Here is a 23770-nt window from a genome sequence, read left to right on the forward strand (position 1 = left end):
CCCTACGAGTTCATCTGCCAGACCTGGGCCAAAGAGCCCGATCGGTTCAGGCTCGACCCGTCACACCACATGCCGGGACCGTACACCTAGCCAGATGGGGAAGCAATCACGCTTGCGCGCCAGGATGCCACCGATGTTCCCGGCCGTGAGCGTGGGGCTGCGCCGGTGAGAACAGCGTGCCACAGCCCCAGCATGGAAGGCTGGATCTCGAGTTCGGCCACGATTGGCATCGGCGGTCGGCCGCGGCCCTCCAACAGCGCCACCGCCTCCCGCTTGAACCCAAGGGGTGAACTCCTGCCTCGTCTTCGCGATCAGGCCACCTTCCTTGCCCCAAAGGAGCGTAGCAGAGGTGGCCGCCAAATCAGGGAGGATCAGCCGCTTCTTAGCCGGTGGAAGCTGCCCGAGAGCCTGTCAGGCGGGGCAGGAAGCAGAGCAGGGACATCAGGCCGCAGCCGAACATGGTCAGGAGCAGCGGCCAGACCGTGCCGTTCTGGAGCATGCCGACCATCTGGGCGGCTGCGGCGGCGAAGGCCATCTGCAGGAAGCCGGAGAGGCCCGATGCCGTGCCGGCGGCGTTCGGGTCGACCGAAAGTGCGCCGGCCTGGCCGTTGGGCACGGACAGGCCCTGGAAGAAGGCGACCAGGGCGGTGGGCAGGAAGATCGTCCAGGCGGCCGCCATGCCGAGCAGGGCCAGCAGCAGGGCCAGGCCGGAGCCGAGCACGTTGCCGAAACTGCCGATCAGCACCATGCGGTCCAGGCCGACCCGCCGCGAGATCCTGGATGCCACCAGGTTGCCGACCATGAACATGAAGGCCACCGGCAGGAACCAGAGCGCATAATGGGTGGCGCTGCCGCCCAGCACCTCCATCACCACATGCGGGCCGCCGCCCAGCAGCGCATAATAGAGGGCGATGGAGAAGGCGCCCTGGAGCGCGTAGGCCAGGAAGTCGCGATGGCCGAGCAGGCGCCCACCGCCGGCGAACAGGCCGGGACGCGCCTTGGTGTCCGCGGGCCTGGTCTCGGGCAGTGACTGCAGGCTGAAGACGAGAATGACCAGCCCGGCCAGCCCGGAGGCGGCAAAGGTCGCGCGCCAGCCGAACAGGTCGGTGAGGCCGCCGCCCAGCACCGGCGCCAGCATGGGCGCGATCACCATCGCGGTCGTGACGATCGCCAGCATCGAGGCGGCATCCTCGGGCGGATGCCGGTCGCGGATCATCGCCCGAGCAATCACCATGCCGGCGGCACCGCCGGCTGCCTGCACGACCCGTGCGATCACCAGCATCACGATCGAGCCCGCCAGCACGCAGCCGATACTGCCGACCAGGAACACGCCGAGCCCGAGCAGCACGGCGGCGCGCCGGCCGATCCGGTCCGACAGGGGCCCGAACAGCAGCATGGCCACCGCGATCGACAGGGTCGAGAGTGAGAGGGTCAGCTGCGCCACCCCGGGATCGGCGGAAAAATCGGCCCGGATCTGCGGCAGGGCCGGCAGGAAGATCTGGAGGGCGCCGGGGCCCAGCCCGGTCAGCACCACGAGCAGCGGCAAGAACATGCGACCATCGCCGGCCAAGGCCAGTACCTCCCTCCCCATCCGCGGGCTGCCACGGATGGACGCAGGCGCCACAAGTTTGCAAGGTCGCATCCCGCGCAGACCTCAGCCAGGAGACCGTCCTTGCAGCCTTTCGACCTCTTGATCGCCGGCGGCCACCTGGTCACCGCCGGCGGCATCGTGGCAGCCGATCTGGGGGTCCGGGGTGGCCGGATCGCGGCGATCGGCGCGCTGGACGGACAGCCTGCCGCGGAGCGGCTCGACGCACGGGGCCTGCATGTCCTGCCGGGCGTGATCGACAGCCAGGTGCATTTCCGCGAGCCGGGGCTGGAGCACAAGGAGGACCTGGCGAGCGGCAGCGATGCTGCGGTGCTGGGCGGGGTCACCACCGTGTTCGAGATGCCGAACACCAACCCGGCCACCACCGATGCCCTGGCCCTCGACGACAAGCTCGCGCGGGCGGGCGGGCGGATGCGCTGCGACCATGCCTTCTATGTCGGCGCCACGGCGGAGAATGTCGGCCTGCTGGCGGAGCTGGAGCGGCGGCCGGGCAGTGCCGGGATCAAGATCTTCATGGGCAGCTCGACCGGCTCGCTGCTGGTCGAGGACGACGCGTCGCTGGAGCGGGTGCTGCGCGCGGGCTCGCGGCGGGTCGCAGTGCATGCCGAGGACGAGCCGCGGCTGCGTGCGCGCAAGACGCTGGCGGAGGCGACCGGCGACCCGCGGGCGCATCCGGAGTGGCGGGACGTCGAGGCCGCGACCCTGGCGGTGACGCGGCTGCTGCGCGCGGCCCGCGCCACCGGCAGGCGCGTCCATGTCCTCCACGTGACCTCGGCCGAGGAGATCGAGCTGCTGGCCGAAGCGCGGGACGTCGCGAGTGTGGAAGTGACGCCGCACCACCTCACCATGCACGCCCCGGACTGCTACCAGCGGCTCGGCACGCGCGCCCAGATGAACCCGCCGGTGCGCGATGCCCGCCACCGGGACGCGCTGTGGCAGGCGGTGGCGGCGGGCGTGGTCGACGTGCTGGGCTCGGACCATGCACCGCACACGCTGGACGAGAAGGCCAGGCCTTACCCGGCCAGCCCGTCCGGCATGACCGGGGTGCAGACCCTGCTGCCGGTCATGCTGGACCATGTGGCGCAGGGGCGGCTGACGCTGGAGCGCCTGGTCGACCTGACCGGCCATGGTCCGCAGCGGATCTTCCAGCTGGCCGGCAAGGGCCGGATCATGCGCGGCTACGATGCAGACCTGGTGCTGGTCGACCTCAAGGCACGCTGGCGGATCGAGGCGGGCTGGCTGGCGTCGCGGGCCGGCTGGAGCCCCTATGAAGGGATGACGATCACGGGACGCCCGGTCGCGACCCTGGTGCGCGGCAAGGTCGTGGCCCGCGACGGCGGACTGGTCGGCGATCCGGTCGGCCGGCCGGTGCGCTTCCTCGAGACGCTGGGCGGCTGAGGCCGAGCCTTCAGGATGCGCTGCGCCTGGGCAGGACATCCTTCAGCACGGCAGCACCGGTGCCCAGCCGCTCCATGAGCCGGTCCCAGTCCACCGCGTCCGGGTCCTCGACCAGGACCGGGACCGGCCGCTCGTCGAGCGTCAGGTCGGCGCTGGCCTCCTCACGGGTGAGCAGCCCGTCGCCATCCGCGTCGTAGCTGGCGAACAGGCGGTCCAGGCCCACGAAGTCGACGGCCAGGAGGGTGAGCACTGCCGCCTGCTTGTCGGCCGGCGGCAGCTCCCGGGAATGCCCGAGCAGCCATTCCCGCCCGCGCGTCTGCAACCCTTCCAGTTCCGTCAGGTCGAGCGCGCCGTCGCGGTCGCGGTCGGCGAAGCGGAAGATCCGCTCGAAGCAGGCGCTGGAAGCCTTGAGTGCGCAGGCCGGTCCGGTTTCCCGGACGAACCGGTCGAAGGCGGCGGGCGTCGGCGCGCCTGCCACGGCCGGCACGGCCAGCAGCAGGAGCAGAGCAGCGAGGGGCGGTATCCTGATCATGGTCCCATCTTCTATCAGGAACCCGCCGCCTGTTTCAGCTGATAGAGGAGGTCCAGGGCCTCCTTCGGCGCCAAGCTGTCGGGATCGACACTTTCGAGCAACACCCGCACCGGATCGGCAGGCGGCTCCGGAGCCTCGGCCGGCTCCTCCAGCAAAGCCAGCAGCGGCAGGTCACGGGCGAGACGGGCGGCGGTGCCCTTGGCCTCGTTGCGCTCGAGTTTCGCCAGCACCTGGCGCGCGCGGTTCAGGACCGGCTTGGGCAGGCCGGCCAGTGCCGCGACATGGATGCCGTAGGAGCTCTCCGCCACGCCCTTGCCGATCTCGTGCAGGAACACGATGCTGCCCTGCCATTCCTGGACCTTGACCCGATGCAGGGCCAGCCGTGGCAGGCTGGCCGCCAGGTGGGTCAGCTCGTGGTAGTGGGTCGCGAACAGGCCGCGGCAGCGCACCTTGTCGTGCAGATGCTCGACCACTGCCCAGGCGATGGACAGGCCGTCCCAGGTCGAGGTGCCGCGGCCGATCTCGTCCAGCACCACGAGGCTGCGCTCGGTGGCGCGCGCCAGGATGGTCGAGGTTTCCAGCATCTCGACCATGAAGGTCGAGCGGCCGCGCGCCAGATCGTCGGCGGCGCCCACCCGCGAGAACAGCCGGTCGACCAGGCCGATGCGGGCCGAGCGCGCCGGGACGAAGGCGCCGGCCTGGGCCAGCACCACGATCAGCGCGTTCTGGCGCAGGAACGTGCTCTTGCCCGCCATGTTCGGGCCGGTCAGCAGCCACAGGCGCTGGTCCGGCGCCAGGTCGCAGTCATTGGCCACGAACGGCTCGCCATTGGCCCTGAGGGCTGCCTCCACCACCGGGTGCCGGCCAGCCTCGATGGCGAACACCGGCTCGTCCACCAGTTCCGGGCGTACCCAGCCTCCTGAGCGGGCCAGCTCGGCCAGGCCCGCCGCGACGTCGAGCTCGGCCAGGGCCGCCGCGGCACTGCGCAGCCGAGCCGCCTGCGCCAGCACGTCCTGGCACAGGACCTGGTAGATCTCGCAGGCACGGGCCTGGGCACCATCGGCCGCCTCGCCCAGCGCCCGCTCCAGGGCCTGCAGCTCCGCCGTGGTGAAGCGCACCGCACCGGCCAGGCCTTGGCGGCGGATGAAGCTTGCCGGCACCCGCCCTTCCTGGGCGGCCGGCACCTCCACATACCAGCCGAGCATGCCGTTGTGCCGGACCTTCAGGTTGCCGATCCCGGTCTCCTGGCGCAGCCGCTGCTCGAACCCATCCAGATGGCTGCGCCCGGCGTCGCGCATGGAAACGAGCCGGTCATACTCCGCATCCACGCCGGGCCGGAGCAGGCCGCCATCCTCGACCCTGAGCGGCGCCGGCTCCGCCAGGGTGGTCAGCAACCGGTCCGCCAGCTCCTCCAGGCCGAGCAGGTCGGGCAGGAGCGTGGCGAGGCAGTCGGGACCATTCCCAAGCAGGGCGCCGGCCCTGCCCGCACGGTCGGCGGCATCGCCCAGGGCACGCAGGTCGCGCGGCCCACCCCGCCCGGCGGCGAGGCGGGCCAGCGGCCGCTCGGGATCGGGCATGCCCGTCAGCAGAGCGCGCAGCGCATGGCACAGCCGGTCGTCCTCGACCAGGACCGCCACCCGGTCGGCCCGCGGCCGGATCAGCTCGTGCCGTGCGGCCGGCTCGGCGATCCGCCTGGCCAGGAGGCGGGCACCGATGGCGCTGGTGGTACGGTCGATCGCCGCCAGGAGCGAGCCGGCCCGGTCCCCGTCGGGGCCGCGCAGCAGCTCGAGCGAGCGGCGCGTGGCGGGATCGATCTGCAGAAGCGCGCCATCGTCGATCCGGACCGGCCGGTCCAGCCGGAAGCCGCCGGATTTCTGGGTGAGCTCCAGATAGTCGACCAAAGCACCGGCAGCGCCGAGCTCGGCCCGCTCCAGCTCGCCCAGCGGGGCCAGATCGGCCAGGCCGAAACGGGCTTTCAAGATCCGGGCACCTACGCCCGGGTCGAAGCGGACCTGGGCGATCGGCGTGATTCGGTCGGAGACCTCGCGGAGCTGCCGGGTGAGCTGCGGCTCCTGCAGCCGCTCGACCGGTGCCAGGAGCTCGGCCGGCGCCAGGCGCGCCAGCGCGCCGGCGAGCCCGTCGCGGTCCAGCGCCTCGGTCTCGAACCGGCCGGTGGAGAGGTCGACCCGCGCCAGTGCTGCGCGCTCGCGCTCGATCGCGACGGCGGCCAGCCAGTTGTGCTGCAAGGGATCGAGCAGCGCGTCCTCGGTAAGTGTGCCGGGCGTGACCAAGCGGACGACGTCGCGCTCGACCAGCGCCTTGCCGCCGCGCCGGCGCGCCTCGGCCGGGTCCTCCATCTGCTCGCAGACGGCGACCTTGAAGCCCTTGCGGATGGCCCGGTGCAGATAGGTCTCGACCGCATGGACCGGGACGCCGCACATCGGCACCTCCTCGCCGCGGTCCTTGCCGCGCCGGGTCAGCGCCACTTCCAGGGCGGGCGCGGCGTTCACCGCGTCGTCGAAGAACAGCTCGTAGAAGTCGCCCATGCGGAAGAACAGGAGGGCATCCGGATGGGCCTCCTTAAGACGCCGCCACTGCGCGACCATCGGGGTCGACGCCTCGCCGTCCCGCACCACCTGCTCCCGTTCGTCCGTGCTGACCGCCCGCCAAGGCACGCGGCAGGGCAAGGGCGTCCCGGCGCGCGTCCGGGCGGAAGCTGGCAGGAACCGGGCGTGAGGTCCAGCCCGGCCATACGGGTGCGGCGCAGTTGCCCTGCGGTTGAAAACATCTTGCAAATCCATCGCGGAGCGCTAATTTCCGGAAGGTGCCTTGAGCAGAACTTCGGTCCGGGCAGAAACCGATGGATCAGTCGGAAGACTTGACCGCCTTTTGGCCGGTAACCACGCCGAACTCTGCGCAAGGATCCTCATCAGATCCGGCGCATCTTTTGTCACTGAAGATCGAATACCTGACATGGCCCGATCGTGTCAGGGAGCTGGACCGGATGTTCTGGAGTGACGCCAACCAGCGACTGAGCCACGAGGAGATCACGGCGGTGATCAATCGCCAGGCGCTGCCGGCGGAGGGTGCCTTGGCCGTGGACGCCTATGCGCGGCAGGTGAAGCAGGTGCTGACCGGGGCGTTCGTCCAGCTGAACGAGCCCCAGACGGTGGGCACGGTGTGGCAGGCCTTCACCTGGCTGCTGCTGGATCGCGAGCGCGAACGCCTGCCTGCCTTGGCTTGGCTGCGCGCCGCCGATCCCCTGGTTCTGCGCGATCATCTGGCCATGCTACCGGGCTACGCGTTCCTGATCCTGGCCGCCATGCCCACCGATTCCGTCGAGGCCTTCCTGGCCCGGGACGCGTTCTGGGACGCCATGCTGGGCGCCACCCGCGAGATCTCCTCCGAGAGCGACCCCACCGCCGACTGACGGCGCCTGGATCCGCACCACTGCCCGGGCACTCCGCCCGTCCGCATCCACCACCGTGATCTCGCTCCAGCCGCTCCCATGGCCCTGCCACCAACTGCCCCGTCGCCGCGACCGGGTGTCGTCCAGCGGCACGCCGTCGACGAACCAGCGCAGCGGCAGGCGGCCGCCGCGCGCCTTGAGCGGGATGGCCACGTCGCTGGCGACGTCGAGCAGGCTGCGGTCGGCGGGGAACTCGACCTCGAGCGGCGCGCCGTCGGTGCCGGTCGCCATCGGCTGATCCAGCCGCGCCAACAGTGGCGGTGCCGCGTCCTTGAACGGGCTGGCGGCAGGCTCCGGCAGGAGCGGGGTTTCCGGCAGGAGGTCGAACACCCTGGCCAGCAAGGGGGCGGCACCGGCGAAGCCCGAGCAGTTCCGGCCGCAGCTCGCGGCATCCGAGCGTCCGATCCAGACGCCCACCGTATAGCGGCCGTCGAAGCCCACCGCCCAGCCGTCCTTGAAGCGGTAGGACGTGCCGGTCTTGAAGCCGAACGAGCGGCGGGGGCGGGCTCCTGCCGGCCGCGGGGCACCTGCCAGGATGGCGCGCAGCGCGCCTGCGGCCTCCGGGGTGAGCAGGGCTGCACCCGGCACCGTCATCCCGTCCGGCAGGACGCGCGGCGGCCGGACCCTGCCGTCGCCGGCGATCGCACCATAGCCGGCGACCAGGTCCAGGAGGCTCATCCCGACGCCGCCTAGCACCACCGGCAGCCCGGCCGGCCGCTCCTGGTCCAGTTGCAGCCCGACCCCCGTATCGCGCAGCGCCTGGACGAAGCCCACCGGCCCCAGGCGCTCCAGCACGGTCACCGCCGGCAGGTTCAAGGAAAGCTGCAGGGCCTCGCGCAGGGTGACATCGCCGGAAAAGCCCCAGTCGAAGTTCTCGGGCGCGTAGTCCGAAAAGCGCCTGGGCTCGTCGACCGCGATGCTCTGCGGGTGGGCCAGGAAGCGGTCGAAGGCCAGGCCGTAGACGAACGGCTTAAGGGTGGAGCCCGGCGAGCGGATGGCGCGGACATGGTCGACCATGCCTTGGCGGCGCCGGTCCAGATAGGCGGACGAGCCGGCCCAGGCCCGCACCGTGCCGCTTTCGTGCTCCATCACCAGTGCGGCCAGCTCGACCGGTGCCGGCAGGGTCGCCGCCCCGGCGCCCAGCAGCCGCTCCAGCCCCGCCTGCAGGCCCGCGTCCAGCGTCGTGCGGAGCCGGTCACCCGGCGGCGCGCCGTCGCCCGCCCGGATGTGCTGGGCATGGACGCGCTCGGCCAGATGCGGCGCCAGCATCGGAAAAGCCTGCCGGCGGCGCGGGACCGGGGCGGCCACGGCGGCCGCGGCGCTGGCCGGGTCGAGGTCGCCCTGGCGCGCCAGCCTCGCCACCAGCCTGTCGCGCGCCCGCCTGGCCGCCGCCGGATGACGGTCCGGACGGAGCTGCTCCGGGGAGCGCGGCAGGGTAACCAGCAGCGCCATCTCGGCAGGTGCCAGCGTCCGTGGCTCCTTGCCGAACCAGGCAAGCGCTGCCGCCCGCACCCCTTCCAGGTCGCCGCCGAAGGGCGCCAGGGTCAGCCACATCGCCAGGATCTCGTCCCGGCCGTGATGGACGGTGAGCTGCACGGCGCGCAGCAGCTCGACGGCCTTGGCAGCCAGCGTGCGCGGCCGCGGCTCCAGGAGCTTGGCCACCTGCATGGTGAGGGTCGAGCCGCCGGAGCGGACCTCGCCATGCCGCAGCCACTGGAAGGCGGCCCGGCCGAGTGCCAGCGGATCCACGCCCGGATGATAGGAGAACCGGCGGTCCTCCGCCGCCACCAGCAGCTCGACGAACAAGGGCGGCAGGTCGGCGGGTTTGGTCAGGAGGCGCCAGCGCCCGTCGCCAGCGGGAAAGGCCCGCAGCCACCCGCCATCTTCCCCCACCACCACCGCCGAGCGGTCGAAAAAGCGCGCCATCGGCAGCGGGAACAGCCGGTCCAGCAGGACGATCGTGCCGGCCCCGGCCAGCAGGACCGCACCCGCCAGCAGCCAGCGCCGCCAGCCAGCCGTCACCTCGCCGTCACCTCGAGCCGTCCCTGGCGGGTCCGGGCGAAGCTCGCCGGGTCGTACATGTCCTCGACCCGGGACGCGGGCCAGACGAACTGGCCGGGCGTGGTGGCGCGGGCGACATAGGCCAGGCGGAAGCTGGGCGACCAGCCGCCCAGGGCCGCGGCGAAGCGGTCGTCGCGCGAGGCGCTGGCCACTGGCGGGGTCAGGTCGCCCAGCCAGCCGAGTTCGGTCGGCCGGGCCGGGCCCAGCTCCAGCGGCTCGATCTCCAGCCCGGCCGGCAAGAGGTCGACCAGCAGGATCCGGCGGTCCCCCGTCTGCCGCACCGTTCCTTCCAGCAGCACGACCACACGTTCGCCCTGGGCGAGCGTGGTCCGGCCGGGCCGGTCGGCGGCTTGTGCCACGGGCTGGCCGTCGAGGCGCAGCACCCGCCGCCGCAGGGTGAACCCTTCCTCGGCGGCCGGCTGCGGCTCCACCGGCAGGCCCGCCACGGTGATCGTCCGGTAGAGCGGCTCGGTTCCGCCATGCTCGATCCGCAGCGGCGCCATGCCCGGCCGGATCGGCTGGACCAGGTGCAGCAGCCCGCCGACCGGACGACCGTCCAGACGGATGCCGGTCTCGGCCGACCGGTCCTGGATCAGGCTGGCGCCGGCGCGCAGCAGCCAGGCCTGGGACTGGGTGTCCAAGGCACCGGGATCGCCATAGGCGGACGCGATCTGGGCCAGGCGCCGGTCGCGCTCGTCCGCTTCGATCAGGCCGGCCTCGAGCAGCAGCGCCAGGCTGCCAGCCGCATCACGCAGCTCGCTGCCATAGTCCATCAGGGGGGCGTCGGCCTGGCGGACACCGTTCAGCGACGCTGCCACCGCCAGGCCCCGCGGCCGGTCGCCGGTGGCGGCGATCGCGGCGGCCAGCTGCGCCCGGGCGAGGTCGCTCGGCAGGTCCGCCAGATAGCGCCCCTCGAACCAGCGCAGCGTCGCGGCGTCGAGCCGGCCGAGCCTCGCCAGCACATGGCCGGCATAGGCCCGGGCCTGCAGGCCGGCGGGGCTGGAGTCGTCGGCGGAGAAGGCCAGCGCCAGGCGCTCGGCAAGCTGGTCGAACGGCCGCAGCGGCACGTGGATGCCCTGCTCCTGCGCACGCAGCAGAAAGTCGCCGACATAGGCCGACAGCCAGGTCTCCACCGGCGAGCTGGGCGTCCACAGGCCGAAGCCGCCGCCGGCATTCTGGAGGTCGACCAGCCGCCGCACGCTGTCCTGCAGGCCGACCGTCGCCACGGCCGGTTCCGGCCCCAGGCCCAGGGCCGGGCGCAGGGCGCGCGCTGCCAGGAGCGGGGCGGCCTTGCTGACCGTCTGCTCGACGCAGCCATAGGGATAGGTGGAAAGGCTGTCGATCAGCCGCGCCAGCCCCAGTTCCGGCAGCGGCCCGACCGAGATCTCGGCCTCGGCGGTACCGGGCAGGAAGTCGCGGCCGAGACTGTCGTCGATCACCAGGGTCTGGCCGGGCGCCAGATCGGCGATGGTCCGCTCCGCCTGGAACGGCCACGGGCTGCGCACCGCCAGGGTGAACCGGCGCTCCAGCCTGACTCCGTCCGGCCCGGTCAGCGCCAGCCGCACCGTGGCGGTGCCGGGCGCCGTTCCGGCCTGTGCGGTGATGCGATGACGCGCCGGCCGGCCCGGTGCCACCTCCATCGTCAGCGGCCCTGCCGGATCGAGCGTCAGCGGGCCGTCGGCGGCGAGCTCCGCCTGCCATTTGCCGAGCGGCCCCTCGCCCGGCTGCACCTCCAGCACCAGCTCCGCCAGGTCGCCCGTACCGAGAAAGCGTGGCCGGGTCAGCTCGGCCACCACCGGGCCGCGCACCAGGATCTTGGCATCCGCCTGGCCCACCTGATCGGCACTCCAGGCCACCACCGAGACGGCCAGGCGGCCGTCGAACGCCGGGACCGGCAGGTCGACGGCAGCCCGCCCCTCCCCATCCACGGCCACCGGCCCCGCCACCAGGCTCACGATCCGGTGGCTGCGCACCGTGTTGCCGGTGAACTGGAGCGCCATGCGGGCATCGCCGCCGGTCACGATCCGGCCGCGCACCCCGTCCGGGTCGATCAGCCGGCCATAGACGTCGCGCAGCGTGACGCCGAGCGCCCGCTGGCCGAGGAAATAGCCGGCCGGATCGGCCGGCTGGTGGCCGGTCATCTGCAAGACGGCATCGTCGACCGCCATCACCGCCACGAAGGCGGATTCGCCGGGCGCGAGGTTCCCGATCTCGACCGCCACCGGCAGCTTCTGTTCCGGCTGCCCCCCTGTCGGCAGGTCCAGCGCCAGCTCCAGCGTGCGCCCGGCCCGCCCGCCCGGCAGTGGCAGCACGCCCACGGCGCGCGCGGGCAGGCGCGGATGGGCCACGCCGGGTGCCGCCAGCGCGGTCGCCAGCACATAGCGGCCGCCCGCCTCCGCCAGATCGAGCGAGCCGGTCGACAGGGTGACGAAGCCGCCGTCCGGCCCCAGCTCCACGACCGCCGTCGCACGGATGCTGGTGTCGGCCAGCGCCAGGATCACCCGGGACTGGTAGGGCGGGCGGACGAACAGGCGCAGCCCGGCACTGCCCTCATCCCCGGCTGGCCGGATCTCCACCTTGTCCGGCCGCTCCGCCGCATCGGCCACCGACCACCAGCCCGCGGCGAAGCGGACGCTGGCGAGGCTGCCGGTCAGCGGGTCGGCCAGCTCGATCCGATAGCGGCCGCTGGTCACCGCGCGCTCCAGCCGGACCGTGCCGTCCGCACCGCTCTCGACCCGGCCGGCATCCAGCAGCCGGTCGGTCACCACCGTTTCCACGCTCCAGTCGCCGCCCTGGCGCACCCAGAGATAGTCGACATCCTCCTCCAACAGCCGCCATTCGAGCCCGGCGCCCGCCCTGGCCACACCGGCGCCATCCATCGCCGCGAAGGCGAAGCCGGCCGTAGCGTTCTCCGGCAGTGCTCCGGTGAAGTCCGGGCGGATCGCTACATGGCCGGCCTGCGCCACCTTCATCTCGTGCCGCGCCACTACCGGCCGGCCATCGAGATCGCTCACGCGCCATTCGACGCTCGCCACCAGGGGGCCGGCGGAATCGACCGGGCCCAGCGCCACGGGCAGTTCTACCCGCCCGGCCGCATCGGTCGCCGGCAACGACAGGGCCTCGCGCTGCGGCTGGAACGGCTCTTCCTCCAGGCCGAAGCGCCAGCCCCGCCAGGCGGGGAACGGTGCTGCATCCGGCTGGACCACCAGCTCGGCCTCGGTCGCGAGTCCGGCCCCTGGTGCGCCGAACAGATAGTCGGCCTGGCCCTGCAGCTCGACGGTACTGCCGGCGGCAATCGTGGCGGGGCCGGTCAGGGTCGCCTCCAGCCGGGGCGGCACGATATCGTCTACGGCGAACACGACCCGGCCGATCGGGGCAGTGCCGTCGCCCAGATGCGCGGTCACCGTCCAGGTGCCGGGAAAGGCGCTGTCCGCCAGCGGCAGCTCGACCAGGGCACCGCCCAGGGCAGCGGGATCCACCTGGCGCCGGTCGACTTCGACCTGGTCCGGCCTAGTGGTCACCAGCACGAGCTTCTGGCCCGACACCGCGTGGGCGTCGCGGTCGCGGAGCAGGAGGCCCAGATGGACGGTCTCGCCCGGCCGGTAGACGCCACGCTCCGTCCACAGGAAGGCGTCGAGCGCACCCGGCGGAGTGCGCCCCGCCACGCCGCGGTCGGTGAGGTCCAGCCCTGCCCGCTCCAGGTCGAGCCAGATGAAGTCGCCGTCCTGCCCGTAGGCGAACAGGGCTCGCGGCGCGTCGCCGCCCTCGCCGCGCAGCTCCCCCGCGGCAAAGCGCGCAAAGCCGTCGGCGCCGGTGGTGGCCGTGGCGATCCGGCGGTTGGCACGCGCCATCAGCACGAGCTCGCGCCCGGCCAGCGGCTGCCCGTCGGACAGGCTCGCCGCCTGCACCAGCAGGCCGTCCTCGCCCTGCCAAGTGAGCAAGCCGGTGTCGGTCAGCGCGAACCAGCGGGTCGGCAGGCCCTGCCACTGCTCCGGCTGGGCATCGGCCGGCCGGGCGACCGCGATGTAGACGCCGGGCTCGCGTTTCCTGAGCAGGTCCGCCAGCGGCACGGCGGTGGTGACCTCGCGATTGCGCTCGCCCGTCACCTCGACACTGCCCGAGAACAGGAGGCGGCCGCTCTGCTCGCGCAGGCGCTCCAGGTCCCATTCGCTCTGCTGCCAGCCGACTGCATTCTCGGCCAGGCGCTGGATCAGGGCGCGGTCGGTGACCTGGAACAGGTCGAGCCGGACCGTGGCGACATTGACGCTGACCACCGGCAGCACCGGATCGCTGCCGAGCGGCAGCACGTCGCCATTGCCGCGAAAGCTGACCGCCGGTGCGCGGTCCGGCACGGCCGCGTCGAAGGCGGCGCTGGCCTCGAGGCTGCTGCCGTCGGCCGCTGGCAGGCCAGCGCGCAGCTGGACGCGATAGGCGTGGCCATGCTGCAGCCCGCCGATGCACAGCCGGTCGCCCCGGGCGGACAGCGCCCGGTCGCCCGCCGGCTCGACCTGGACATAGGAGCGCAGCTCCAGATCAGAGAGCTGCGCCAGCTTCTCGTCGAAGGTGACGCAGGCTTCGGGCAGGGCCCGCTCCGACGAGACGTCGATCCCGGTCGCCTCCAGTGCCATCGCTCGGCCCGGCAGGCCGGCAGCACAGCCGCCGGCGATGGACACGAGCAGGGCCAGGGTCGCCGCGATACGCATGACGGGTCTCGCCGGAAGATCTTGAGTGGCTTGCCCGGAAGTGGAAGCCCAATCGCGGCAACAGCGCAATCCGGGGCCAGATGCTGCGACACCCGTTGCGCGCCGGCAGAGAGGATGCGACGTCGCCCTGACCGGCCGGCCAAAGGCCGGCAGGGCGGCATCATGGACGGGAGGTTCGGCATGCAGGCGGATGCGCTGGAACCGTTGCACCGCACGATCATCCGGCCCGAGTGGCTCGACTATAACGGCCACCTGAACGAGGCCTACTACCTGCTAGTCTTCAGCCACGCCACGGATGCGCTGATCGACCTGATCGGTATGGACGACGGGTGGCGGCGCGCCAACGGCATGACCGTGTACACGCTGGAAACCCATATCCGCTATCTGCAGGAGGTCGGTGCCGGGGTGGAGGTGCAGGTGGACAGCCGGGTGCTCGGGGTGGATGCCAAGCGGCTGCGCCTGTTCCACCGGATGAAGCACAGCGACGACGCCGCCACGCTCGCGACCGCGGAGAAGCTGCTGGTGAACATCGACACGTCCGGGCCGCGCTCGGCCCCCTGGGCGGCACCGGTGCGCGAACGCCTGGACCGGCTGCACGAGCTGCATGCCCACCAGGCCCTGCCCGATGGCGCCGGCCGCTCGATCTCGCTGGAACGCCCAAGGAACACGCAGGCCGGCAGCTAGCCGGACCGTGCCGGCATCATGGCGCCGTTATGGCGCCCAGGCCGGATCGACCCGGACAACCATGGGGTCATCGTGTCGATCCGGCCTGGGCTCGCAATGAGCACGCGAGCACAACCATTCCGTGTGTCCGCGAGGGACGAGTATTCACGGGCCGATGCACATATGACCAGCGGCCCGTACATCCTCCAAGTAGCTGTCGGTTCATGGACTGTCTGTGGCAAAACGCACATGAAGGCCATTTTCCTGGCCAGCCGGACAAGGTCGGCACAGACCGGCGGCCCAGCGTGGTTTGCCGCGTGACCTGGGCACGCGCGGATGGCACCAGGGGGAACGGCACCCACAGGAGGCGCAGCGGATGACCATCACCGCAAGGGACGCGGGCACGATCACCATCGGCGGGGAGCTCGAGGTCGCCCGGCTCGGCTATGGCGCCATGCGCCTGACCGGCCAGCCGGGCAACTGGGGACCCTATCCCGATCCGGAACATGGCGTGGCGGTGCTGCGTCGGGCGGTCGAGCTGGGCGTCAACCTGATCGACACCGCCCATGCCTACGGGCCGGGCTTCAACGAGGCACTGATCGCCCAGGCGCTGCATCCCTATCCCGACGACCTGGTGATCACCACCAAATGCGGCATCGCCAAGGTCGGGCCCGGGCTCAACTATCGCGACGGCCGACCCAAGGCGATCCGGGCCATCCTCGAGGCCAGCCTCCTGCAGCTCCGCCGCGACCATGTCGACCTCCTGCAGCTCCACTGGGTCGACCAGGATACGCCGATCGAGGAATCGGTCGGCGCCATGCACGACCTGGTCCGCGAGGGCAAGGTGCGCCATGTCGGCATCTCGAACGTGACCCTGGACGAACTGCACCGCGCCCGCAGCGCCGGCCCGATCGCCTCGGTGCAGAACCGCTACAGCTTGGCCGCCCTCGACCACGACCCGATCGTCGACGCCTGCACCGAGGCCGGGATCGTGTTCTTTCCTTATGGTCCACTGGGCGCCGACGCGGCCCGGCCGGGCGCACCGCTGGCGGCATCGACCGGCCGGCTCGCGGGTGCGGCCAGCCTCCGGCACTGCACCCCGGCCCAGCTGGCGCTCGCCTGGCTGCTGGCCCGCAGCCCGGTGATCCTGCCGATCCCGGGCACGACCTCGCGCCACCACCTGGAGGAGAATGTCGCCGCGGCCGCGATCCGGCTCACGCCGGAAGACGTGGCGGCACTGGCCCGGCCCTGAGCACCGGCGCAAGAACGGCACCCGGCTGCGTCTCCCGGGGCATCGCCGCCGCGGCCGGGCGCGTTATATGACAGCTATCGAGAACGCCGCCCGGCCATGGAGGCCGAAGGCATGGCGGGAATGGAACCGCCGGCGTGGACGCGGCCCGTTGCCCTGGCGACGCGGTGCCGGGTCTGCCGGTCGGCCTGCACGCCTTCCCCTGGGCAAAGGGGGCCGCCGACCGTCGGGTGACGCCTGAATTTTGGAGAGCATGGTGGATACCCCGCATAGTGCAGACGATGGCGACCAGGTCACGGTGCTGGTGGTCGACGACGATCCGCTGATCGCGATGAGCACCGCCGACATGCTGGAGGATCTGGGCCATCGCGTGCTGGACGCACATTCCGGTGCCCAGGCGATGGAGATCCTGCAGAGCGGGGTACGGGTCGACGTCATCGTCACCGACCATGCCATGCCCGGCATGAACGGCGCCGAGTTCGCCGTCAGGGCCCGCGCGCTCCGCCCGGGCATCCCGATCCTGCTGACCACGGGCTATGCCCATCTGCCGCTGGGCGAAGACCAAGCCCTGCCCCGGCTGGCCAAGCCGTACCAGCAGCGGGACCTGGCGGAGAAGCTGGCCGAGCTGCTCGCCGGGCCGCAGGGCGACCCGGCGACCTGAACCGGCTGGAGCCGGGTTCCCCCTACGTCACGTTCCCGGCATGCTCGCTGCCAGCGGCAGGCGACCCAGCCGAGCCATGGCCTCCCGCAGGGAAACCAGAACATGAGCACTATCCTCGTCACCGGTGCCGCCGGCCTGATCGGCCGCTCGGTCACCGCCCAGCTTCGATCCCGCGGCGACCGGGTGATCGGCATCGATCGCACGGCGTCCGGCGCAGGCGAGACCGAGGTGGTCGGCTGCGACCTGCGCGACATCCACCGCCTGCACGGGCTCGCGGCCGGCACGACGCTGGACGGCATCATCCATTGCGGCGCCCATTCCGGCCCGATGGTGTCGCAGGACAACCCGTACGACCTCGTCCAGGTGAACGTGCTGGGCACCACCAACATGCTGGAGATCGCCCGGATCTGGCGGGTGCGCCGGCTGGTGAACTGTTCCTCGGTGAGCGCCTATGGCCATGCCGGTCCGGGCCCGGTGCACGAGGACGCCCCGCTGAACCCCACCACCGTCTATGGCGCTACCAAGCTCGCCGCGGAAAAGCTCGTCACGGCCTATGCCGACGAGCATGGCGTCTCCACCGTTTCCCTGCGCCTGAGCTGGGTCTATGGTCCGAACCGGACGACCGCCTGCATGCTGCGCACCATGGTGGACGATGCGCTGACCGGTCGCCCTACCCGCACCACAGCGGGCGGTGCGGCGCTGCGTCAGTACATCCACGCCGATGACGCCGCCGCCGGCCTGATCAATGCGCTCGATGCGGCCGAGATCCGCCAGCCGGCCTACAACCTGACCGGCGACGACTTCCGCACGGTGGAGGAGACGGCCGAACTGGTCCGCCGGATCCTGCCGTCCGCCGACATCACGCTGGGTCCGGGGCCTTTGCCCAATGACGACGTGCAGCAGCAGTTCTGCATCGACGCGGCCAAGCGCGACCTCGGCTACCGGCCGGCCGTCACACTGGAGCAGGGCATTCGCGCCATGGCCGAGGCGCTGCGGTCGTCCAGCTCCCGCCCCGGTACTGCCGGATAGGTCTGGCTGCCGGCCTCAGCGCCCGGCGAGGAACTGGTCGATGGCGGCACGGTCCGGCAGGCTTTCCATCCCGCCGGTCCGGGTCGCGGTGAGTGCGCCGGCGGCGCAGGCGCGCTTGGCCACGGCGGTCAGGTCGTCCTGCCCCGCCAGCCGGAAGTCGCGCGCGACCAGCTCTGTCAGCATGGCCGCCATGAAGGCGTCGCCGCAGCCGATCGTGTCGACCGTTTCCACCGGGAAGCCGGCCACCCGGACATGATCGTGCGCCGTGAAGATCTCGGCGCCCTCCGGCCCGCGGGTGACCGCCACCACCTGCATCGCGTCATGCCAGAGCGAGCGGACCGCCGCCTCCGTGTCCGCGATTCCGGTCAGCATGACGAGTTCCTCGTCGCTGATCTTCACGATTCCGGCTTGGCCGACGACCTCGCGGCCGGCGGCCAGCATCGCGTCCCGGTCGTTCCACAAATGGACGCGCAGGTTCGGGTCGGCCGAGACCATGATGCCGCTGTCCTTAGCCACCGCGACGGCGTGGCGCTGAGCGCTGGCTGAGGTGGGCTGCGCCAGGTACAGGCTGCCGACATGGCAGACCCGGGTATCCCGGAGCATGTCCAGCGCCAGTTCGTCCGGCGACAGGTCCGAATCGGCGCAGCCGTCGCGATAGAAGAAGAAGTCACGGTCGCCCTGGTCCGTGAGGGTGACCACGGCGAGGCCGGTGCGGCGCTCCGCGGTCGACGGGATGCCGTCCACCGCCACCCCGTTGGCACGCAGCGTGTCGACCAGCATCCGGCCGAACGCCTCCTCGCCGACCTTGGTCAGCATGGCGGAGCGGCCGCCCAGCCGGGCGACTCCCACCGCGACATTGCCCGGCGCCCCGCCCGGCTTGGCCACGAAGCGCATGCTGCCGTCGGCCGACGGCAGCGGCACCAGGTCGATCAGCAATTCGCCGATCGTGACGACGTCGAAGCGGCTCACTGGAGCCTCTCGCCGCTGGCCTTGTCGAACAGATGCACGGCACGCTCCTCGAAACCGATCCCGATCGGCTGCCCGATCGAGCCGGCGAAATCCTTGTCGGCCTTCACGGTCACCGTGGCGCCACCGCAGCGGCAGGTGACCAGGGTGTGGTCGCCGATCAGCTCGCTGGCATAGATCTCCCCGGCGAGCTGGCCCTGACCGGGCGGTGCGAGCCGCCCGTCCTCCGGGCGCAGGCCGGCCACCACCGCGCGGCCGCTGGCGCGGCTGGCCGTGCCGAAGCTGCCGGCACTGCAGTCGAATCGGCCATCGGCCAGGGAGCCCTCCAGCACGTTCATGGGCGGCGAGCCGATGAAGCCCGCGACGAACAGGTTGGCCGGGCGGTTGTAGATGTTGGCCGGCGTGTCGAGCTGCTGGAGCACGCCCCGCTCCAGGATGGCGACCCGATGGGCCAGCGTCATCGCCTCGATCTGGTCATGGGTCACGTAGATCGTGGTGATGCCGAGCTCGTGCTGCATGTGCTTGAGCTCGGCGCGCATGTGCCCGCGCAGCTTGGCATCCAGGTTGGAGAGCGGCTCGTCCATCAGGAAGGCGCTGGGCCGGCGCACGATGGCGCGGGCAAGTGCCACGCGCTGGCGCTGGCCGCCTGAGAGCTGACGCGGGTAGCGCTCGAGCAGATGGTCGAGCTGCACCTGCTGCGCCACGTCGCGCACGCTCTTCTCGATCTCGGCTTTCGGCCGTTTGCGCACCGTGAGCGGGTAGGCGATGTTCTCGAACACCGTCTTGTGCGGATAGAGCGCGTAGGACTGGAAGACCATCGCCACGTCGCGGTTCTTGGGCAGGACGTGGGTGACGTCGCGGCTGCCGATCAGGATCCGGCCCGACGTCACCGATTCCAGCCCGGCGATCATGCGCAGCGCCGTGGTCTTGCCCGAGCCCGAGGCACCCAGCAGCACCAGGAACTCCCCGGGCTTCACCTCCAGGGACAGGGCTCTCAGCACCTCGACGCTGCCGAACGACTTGGAGGTCTGGTCCAGAATGATCGTCATCGGCAGTGCTCGTTCGTCAGCATCAGCCCTTCACCGCGCCGAGCAGCATGCCCTTGGCGATGAAACGCTGCAGGAGAAGGGTCAGGAAGATCACCGGCAGGATCATGAGCAGGATCAGCACGCTCATGTACCACCATTGCGGCCCGCGGGTGGCGTTCTGGGCCGCCACCAGCACCGGCATGGTCTGGGCGTTGGCGCTGGAAAGGAACAGGGCCAGCAGATACTCGTTCCAGGCCAGGATCAGCACGAGCAGGCCGGTCGCGACCAGGCCCGGCCGGGCCAGCGGCAGGACGATCCCGAAGAAGATCGCAAAGCGCGAGGCCCCGTCCAGCGAGGCGCTCTCCTCCAGGTCCTTCGGGATGGTCACGAAGAAGTCGTACATCAGCCAGACCACGATCGGCAAGTTGACCGTGGTGTAGGTGGCGATCAGCGCGGTGCGGGTGTCCAGCAGGCCGACCGTCTGGAACATCACGTAGATCGGCAGGGCCGCCACCACCGGCGGCAGGATGCGCTGCGAGATGATCCAGAACAGGATGTCGCCATTGCCGAGCGAGGCACGCATGGTCCGCCCGGCGGCGCGCGCCAGCAGGAGGAACAAGGCCAGCGCTACGACCGCCGCGATCCACCAGGGCACCCCGAACCCGGCGACCGCCACGATCATCACGGCACCCAGGAGGAGGAACAGCAGGATCGAGGCCAGCCGCGGCGCGAACTCCAGCCGCGAGAGCGAATAGGCAGCCATCGAGCCGATCAGCATGGCGAGTGCTGTGGAGACCAGCGCCACCACAATCGAGTTCAGGTAGGGCCGGAGCGTGTCGTTGCCGAGGTCGACGAAGATGTAGCGCCAGGCATGGAGGTCCGGCAGGAAGTCGACGAACGGCAGGTAGACTGGCCCCGCGGACACGTGGATCGGCAGCTTCAGGGAAGTGATCGCGATCCAGTAGAGCGGGAACAGGACCACCATGCTCCACAGGATCAGCCCGCCATAGACCAAGACGGCACCCAGCGGCGACATGCTGTCCAGCGACTTGGGCTCGGTCAGGCGCTTGAGGACGCTCATGCCCGGGCCTCCCGCATCGGCTTCACCACGAAGTTGAAGAACGACACGCAGGCAATCGTCGAGAGGAAGAGCAGGATGTAGGCGACCGCCGCGGAGCCGCCGAGATTGAGCGCCCGCCATTCGATGAAGGCATGGAGGGTAAGCGATTCGGTGGCGATGCCCGGGCCGCCATTGGTCAGCACGTTGGGCAGGTCGATGATCTTGAACGCCTCGATGGCGCGGATCAGCACGACGGTGGCGGCGACCGGGGCGATCGAGGGCCAGGTGATGTCGCGGAAGATCTGCCAGCCGCTGGCGCCGTCGAGCTGCGCCGCCTCGACCTCGTCGCGCGGCTGGCTCTCGATGGCGGCCAGCAGCACGATGAAGATGAACGGGATCCACTGCCAGCTATCGCCGATCAGCACGACGAACCGGGCGGTCCAGGCATCCGCGGACCAGGAAGTCTGGGCATAGCCCAGCCAGTGCCACAAGGGCGCGAAGGGACCTACCGCCGTGTCGGCCAGCATGCGGAACGTGTAGGCGATGCCCACCGGGGTCACCATCAGCGGCACGAAGAACAGGACCCGGAAGAAGCTGCGGCCGCGGATCGGCTTGGCGCAGAGCAGGGCCAGCCCCAGGCCCAGCGCGAACTGCACGGCCACGCCGCCCGCCACGTAGAACATGGTGGTGGCGATCGTGCCGAGCTGGCCGCCCTCGCCCAGATTGACCGCGAACAGGACCGAAAGTGCCAGCGCGGTGGCGATCGTGATCAGCCGGCCGATGGAGCCCACCACTGTGACCCGGCCCGAGCGGGCGTAGCGGACCACCCCCCAGACGACCAGGGCCACCGTCGCCAGCATGATCACCCAGCCCAGCAGCGTGATGGCGCCGAACGTGCCCAGCAGGTGGAACTGCTGCGAGCCGGTCAACATCTTCTTGAAGTTGAACCAGCCGATGAAGGTCAGCGTGTAGCCGCCCGGCGCCAGCTTGAAGCGGGACAGCGCCAGGTAGGCAGACGCGATCAGCGGGAAGATCGAGAAGCCCAGGATCAGGATCACGGCCGGCAGGATGAACAGCCGGCCGGCCTGGCGGTCGAGCCAGTCGTTCAGGCTTTCCCGCTCCGGCGGTGCGGCGGTCACGTGCGCTGCGGACGTCACGGCCATGTCGGTCCTGCCCCTTCAAGAAACGGACGGGGCGCCTGCCCAAGGCAGGCGCCCCGTCATTCAAGCGATCACTCCGCGCCGATGGTCGCCTTGTAGGCTTCCAGCTGCTCGTCGGTACCGAGTTCCTCGTTCACCTCGTTCCAGCCCTCGACCACCGTCTCGACCGTTGCGTCGACATCCAGCTCGCCGGCCAGATAGCGGGCGACCGCGGTGTCGAGCACCACCTGCTGGTAGCGCTGGTTCTGCGGGATGCGCAGATCCAGGATCATGTTGGGGCTGTTCAGGCTGGTCTTGATGGCACCCAGGTAGCTCTCGGCGTTCTCCTTGCCCATGCCCATCTTCTCCCAGGTCGCCACGTCCTCGAGCTGGGACATGCGATAGGGATTGAAGCCGGTCTCGCCCTTGGTGACGTCCTGGTTCGACTGGGCCGGCTGCGACAAATAGGAGAAGAAGGCGTAGGCCGCGTCCTTCACCTTGGGGTCGGCATTGGCGTTGATGCCGCCGCCCCAGCCGCCGAATGCCGCGAACGGCGCATGGTTCAGCCCGTTGATCGCATGGGGGCAGGTGTCCGCGTCGCAGGCCACGAACTCGCCGGTGGTACGGTCGATCACCTCACTGGAGCCCGGCAGGATGGTGGCACCGACCTTGCCGGTCACCTTGCTCATGGACGGATCGACCGACATGGAGCCGATGTCACCCCAGTCCATCGACAGGGCGCAGCGGCCGGCCACGAACATCACCCGCGTGTCGGCGACGTCCAGGTTCAGCTCGTCCGGCGGGCCGTACTCGGAAGTCTTCTTGTAGACCTCCAGCGCCTTGCGGAACCCGGCATTGTCGATCAGCGGGGTCATGTCCTCGGTGTTGAAGAACGCGCCCTCGCTCGTACCCTTGGCCTGGATGTAGCCGCCGGCCACGGAGGTCAGGAACCAGTAGCCCTGGGCGTTGCGCTTCTTGCCGATGCAGGAGCCGAAGTCCGGCTGGCCGTCGCCGTTCATGTCCTTGCCATGCGCGGCCGCGGCGATGTCCAGATAGTCTTCCCAGGTCTTGGGCGGCTGCTTGCCCAGCTCCTCCAGTATGTCCGTCCGGTAGAAGATCATGTGGAAGTCGCCGTCGAACGTCATCATGTACGTCTTGCCGGCATATTTTTGCGAGAACTCGCGGAAGAACGGCGCGATGTCGTCCTGCTCCAGCGCCTCGTCGCCCTCCATGCGCGGCGTCAGGTCCTCGAGGAAGCCTGACCCGGCATAATCGACCATCCACTGCGGCGCGAACACCGCGGCGTCGATCGAGTTGGTGCCGGTCGACCAGTCGGTCAGCAGCTTCTGGTAGATGTCCGAGAACGGCACGGTGATGACGTTGATCTTGGCCCCGGACTGCTTCTCGAACTCAGGGGCCCGCGCCTGCATCGGGCCGGAGATCGCGGGGCCCGTCTGCGTCAGGATGTTGACGGTCACCCCGTCGAACTCGGCGGCCAGGGCCGGCATGGCGCCCGCCGCCACGCCCGCCATCGCCAGGCCCGCCAACCAACTGCGAATCGTCATTTCGACCCTCCCCGGTCTCGTCTATTGCTTGCGATCGATCCTGGAGCGGCCCGCCCCCCGGGCGCACTCAGCGCATGAAATTCGGGTTGTCGATCACCTCCGGCCGGCCGTCCCGCTCGACCACCAGCTTGCGCATGCCCTTTTCCAGGATCTCGCCATACTCGTGCCCCGCATCCGTGGCGCAGTGCCAGACGAACACGAGCTTGTCCTTGCCGGTGTTGATCGAGCGGTGCGCCCAGTCCGGCGGGATGAACGCGCAGATCCCGGGCTTCATCTCCACCGTGCGGGTCTCGCCGTCGCGCGACTGCAGCAGGAGGAGCCCCTCGCCCGACTGGGTGTAGTAGGTCTCGCCGCATTCGCGCCGCTCGTGGAAATGGCCGCGCGTCATGAAATACTCGTCGCCGACCTTGCCGGGCGCCATGATCGTGGTGCCGAACGCCAGGTCGCTGTCCTTCCAGCGATAGTCGATCACCTCGTAGGCCAGCGGATCACCGTCCGCCACGGTCGCATCGAAAGCCTGCCGGTCCTGGAACAGGCCACGAAGCTCGCTCAGCCGCTTGGTGTAGCTCGCCGTGGCGGGCTCCACCGCGCCCGTGTTCGGGTCGATCCGCACCCCGGCCGGCAACAGCATTCTCATC

16 protein-coding genes and 1 pseudogene are annotated in these 23770 nt (G+C 70.8%); 5 read left to right on the forward strand and 12 right to left on the reverse strand.

What is annotated here, in order from left to right; all coding sequences use genetic code 11:
* Positions 1-92: 92 nt before the first annotated feature.
* Both HLA95_RS23855 and HLA95_RS23860 read right to left on the reverse strand, forming a co-directional pair.
* Positions 93-312, reverse strand: a pseudogene (locus tag HLA95_RS23855) (transposase); the annotation flags it as partial.
* A gap of 70 nt (positions 313-382) precedes the next feature.
* Positions 383-1570 carry a multidrug effflux MFS transporter gene (locus tag HLA95_RS23860; RefSeq protein WP_222184771.1) on the reverse strand — a complete coding sequence of 396 codons (1188 nt, stop codon included), beginning with the start codon at positions 1568-1570 and terminating at the stop codon, positions 383-385.
* Between the two features lie 102 nt (positions 1571-1672).
* On the opposite strand from HLA95_RS23860, the gene HLA95_RS23865 reads away from it, so the two are divergent.
* Positions 1673-3007, forward strand: a complete 1335-nt coding sequence (locus HLA95_RS23865; protein ID WP_222184773.1) for a dihydroorotase — start codon at positions 1673-1675, stop codon at positions 3005-3007.
* Between the two features lie 10 nt (positions 3008-3017).
* Here the strand turns inward: HLA95_RS23865 and HLA95_RS23870 are convergent, their stop codons facing one another.
* From HLA95_RS23870 to HLA95_RS23885, 4 genes are all read right to left on the reverse strand, one after another.
* Positions 3018-3539: an EF-hand domain-containing protein gene (locus HLA95_RS23870; protein WP_191061956.1), complete on the reverse strand. Its 522-nt coding sequence runs from the start codon at positions 3537-3539 to the stop codon at positions 3018-3020.
* A gap of 14 nt (positions 3540-3553) precedes the next feature.
* The gene (gene mutS / locus HLA95_RS23875) at positions 3554-6226 is read right to left on the reverse strand and encodes a DNA mismatch repair protein MutS (RefSeq protein WP_255592203.1); all 2673 of its coding nucleotides are present in this window, start codon (positions 6224-6226) and stop codon (positions 3554-3556) included.
* 602 nt (positions 6227-6828) lie between these two features.
* A complete protein-coding gene (gene pbpC / locus HLA95_RS23880; protein WP_322100166.1) occupies positions 6829-9030 on the reverse strand; it encodes a penicillin-binding protein 1C in 2202 nt (733 codons plus the stop codon).
* Complete coding sequence (locus HLA95_RS23885) at positions 9027-13772, reverse strand: alpha-2-macroglobulin family protein (protein ID WP_222184775.1); 4746 nt, start codon at positions 13770-13772, stop codon at positions 9027-9029. The genes pbpC and HLA95_RS23885 overlap by 4 nt, the downstream gene beginning before the upstream one ends.
* A gap of 114 nt (positions 13773-13886) precedes the next feature.
* On the opposite strand from HLA95_RS23885, the gene HLA95_RS23890 reads away from it, so the two are divergent.
* The 4 genes from HLA95_RS23890 to HLA95_RS23905 all read left to right on the forward strand — a co-directional run bounded on the left by HLA95_RS23890 (position 13887) and on the right by HLA95_RS23905 (position 17374).
* Positions 13887-14456 (forward strand): thioesterase family protein, encoded by a 570-nt coding sequence (locus tag HLA95_RS23890; RefSeq protein ID WP_191062150.1) that lies wholly within the window; start codon positions 13887-13889, stop codon positions 14454-14456.
* Positions 14457-14811: 355 nt separating this feature from the next.
* Positions 14812-15687, forward strand: coding sequence for an aldo/keto reductase (locus tag HLA95_RS23895; protein WP_222184777.1), 876 nt, complete (start codon positions 14812-14814; stop codon positions 15685-15687).
* 253 nt (positions 15688-15940) lie between these two features.
* Positions 15941-16345 carry a response regulator gene (locus HLA95_RS23900; protein ID WP_191061574.1) on the forward strand — a complete coding sequence of 135 codons (405 nt, stop codon included), beginning with the start codon at positions 15941-15943 and terminating at the stop codon, positions 16343-16345.
* A gap of 102 nt (positions 16346-16447) precedes the next feature.
* Positions 16448-17374, forward strand: coding sequence for an NAD-dependent epimerase/dehydratase family protein (locus tag HLA95_RS23905; protein ID WP_191061575.1), 927 nt, complete (start codon positions 16448-16450; stop codon positions 17372-17374).
* 15 nt (positions 17375-17389) lie between these two features.
* On the opposite strand, the gene HLA95_RS23910 is transcribed toward HLA95_RS23905, so the two are convergent.
* From HLA95_RS23910 to HLA95_RS23935, 6 genes are all read right to left on the reverse strand, one after another.
* Positions 17390-18343: a carbohydrate kinase family protein gene (locus HLA95_RS23910; protein WP_191061576.1), complete on the reverse strand. Its 954-nt coding sequence runs from the start codon at positions 18341-18343 to the stop codon at positions 17390-17392.
* Positions 18340-19389 (reverse strand): ABC transporter ATP-binding protein, encoded by a 1050-nt coding sequence (locus HLA95_RS23915; RefSeq protein ID WP_222184779.1) that lies wholly within the window; start codon positions 19387-19389, stop codon positions 18340-18342. The genes HLA95_RS23910 and HLA95_RS23915 overlap by 4 nt, the downstream gene beginning before the upstream one ends.
* Positions 19390-19411: 22 nt before the next feature.
* On the reverse strand, positions 19412-20449 hold the full coding sequence (locus HLA95_RS23920) for a carbohydrate ABC transporter permease (protein WP_191061547.1): 1038 nt from the start codon (positions 20447-20449) through the stop codon (positions 19412-19414).
* Positions 20446-21591 carry a carbohydrate ABC transporter permease gene (locus HLA95_RS23925; protein ID WP_191061548.1) on the reverse strand — a complete coding sequence of 382 codons (1146 nt, stop codon included), beginning with the start codon at positions 21589-21591 and terminating at the stop codon, positions 20446-20448. The genes HLA95_RS23920 and HLA95_RS23925 overlap by 4 nt, the downstream gene beginning before the upstream one ends.
* Positions 21592-21659: 68 nt before the next feature.
* Positions 21660-23132 (reverse strand): ABC transporter substrate-binding protein, encoded by a 1473-nt coding sequence (locus HLA95_RS23930; protein WP_191061155.1) that lies wholly within the window; start codon positions 23130-23132, stop codon positions 21660-21662.
* A 67-nt stretch (positions 23133-23199) separates the two neighbouring features.
* Positions 23200-23763 (reverse strand): glucose-6-phosphate isomerase family protein, encoded by a 564-nt coding sequence (locus tag HLA95_RS23935; protein WP_222184781.1) that lies wholly within the window; start codon positions 23761-23763, stop codon positions 23200-23202.
* Between the last annotated feature and the right edge of the window lie 7 nt (positions 23764-23770).

The sequence above is a fragment of the Geminicoccus harenae genome (assembly GCF_019800005.1).
Lineage (GTDB): Bacteria > Pseudomonadota > Alphaproteobacteria > Geminicoccales > Geminicoccaceae > Geminicoccus > Geminicoccus harenae.

What these genes read in the sequence shown, in the direction of transcription:
- HLA95_RS23930 (WP_191061155.1), bottom strand. Translation starts at nt 23,132, where the DNA reads ATGACGATTCGCAGTTGGTTGGCGGGCCTGGCGATGGCGGGCGTGGCG.
- HLA95_RS23935 (WP_222184781.1), bottom strand. Translation starts at nt 23,763, where the DNA reads ATGCTGTTGCCGGCCGGGGTGCGGATCGACCCGAACACGGGCGCGGTG.
- HLA95_RS23925 (WP_191061548.1), bottom strand. Translation starts at nt 21,591, where the DNA reads ATGGCCGTGACGTCCGCAGCGCACGTGACCGCCGCACCGCCGGAGCGG.
- HLA95_RS23905 (WP_191061575.1), top strand. Translation starts at nt 16,448, where the DNA reads ATGAGCACTATCCTCGTCACCGGTGCCGCCGGCCTGATCGGCCGCTCG.
- HLA95_RS23895 (WP_222184777.1), top strand. Translation starts at nt 14,812, where the DNA reads ATGACCATCACCGCAAGGGACGCGGGCACGATCACCATCGGCGGGGAG.
- HLA95_RS23885 (WP_222184775.1), bottom strand. Translation starts at nt 13,772, where the DNA reads ATGCGTATCGCGGCGACCCTGGCCCTGCTCGTGTCCATCGCCGGCGGC.
- HLA95_RS23915 (WP_222184779.1), bottom strand. Translation starts at nt 19,389, where the DNA reads ATGACGATCATTCTGGACCAGACCTCCAAGTCGTTCGGCAGCGTCGAG.
- HLA95_RS23920 (WP_191061547.1), bottom strand. Translation starts at nt 20,449, where the DNA reads ATGAGCGTCCTCAAGCGCCTGACCGAGCCCAAGTCGCTGGACAGCATG.
- HLA95_RS23870 (WP_191061956.1), bottom strand. Translation starts at nt 3,539, where the DNA reads ATGATCAGGATACCGCCCCTCGCTGCTCTGCTCCTGCTGCTGGCCGTG.
- HLA95_RS23890 (WP_191062150.1), top strand. Translation starts at nt 13,887, where the DNA reads ATGCGACGTCGCCCTGACCGGCCGGCCAAAGGCCGGCAGGGCGGCATC.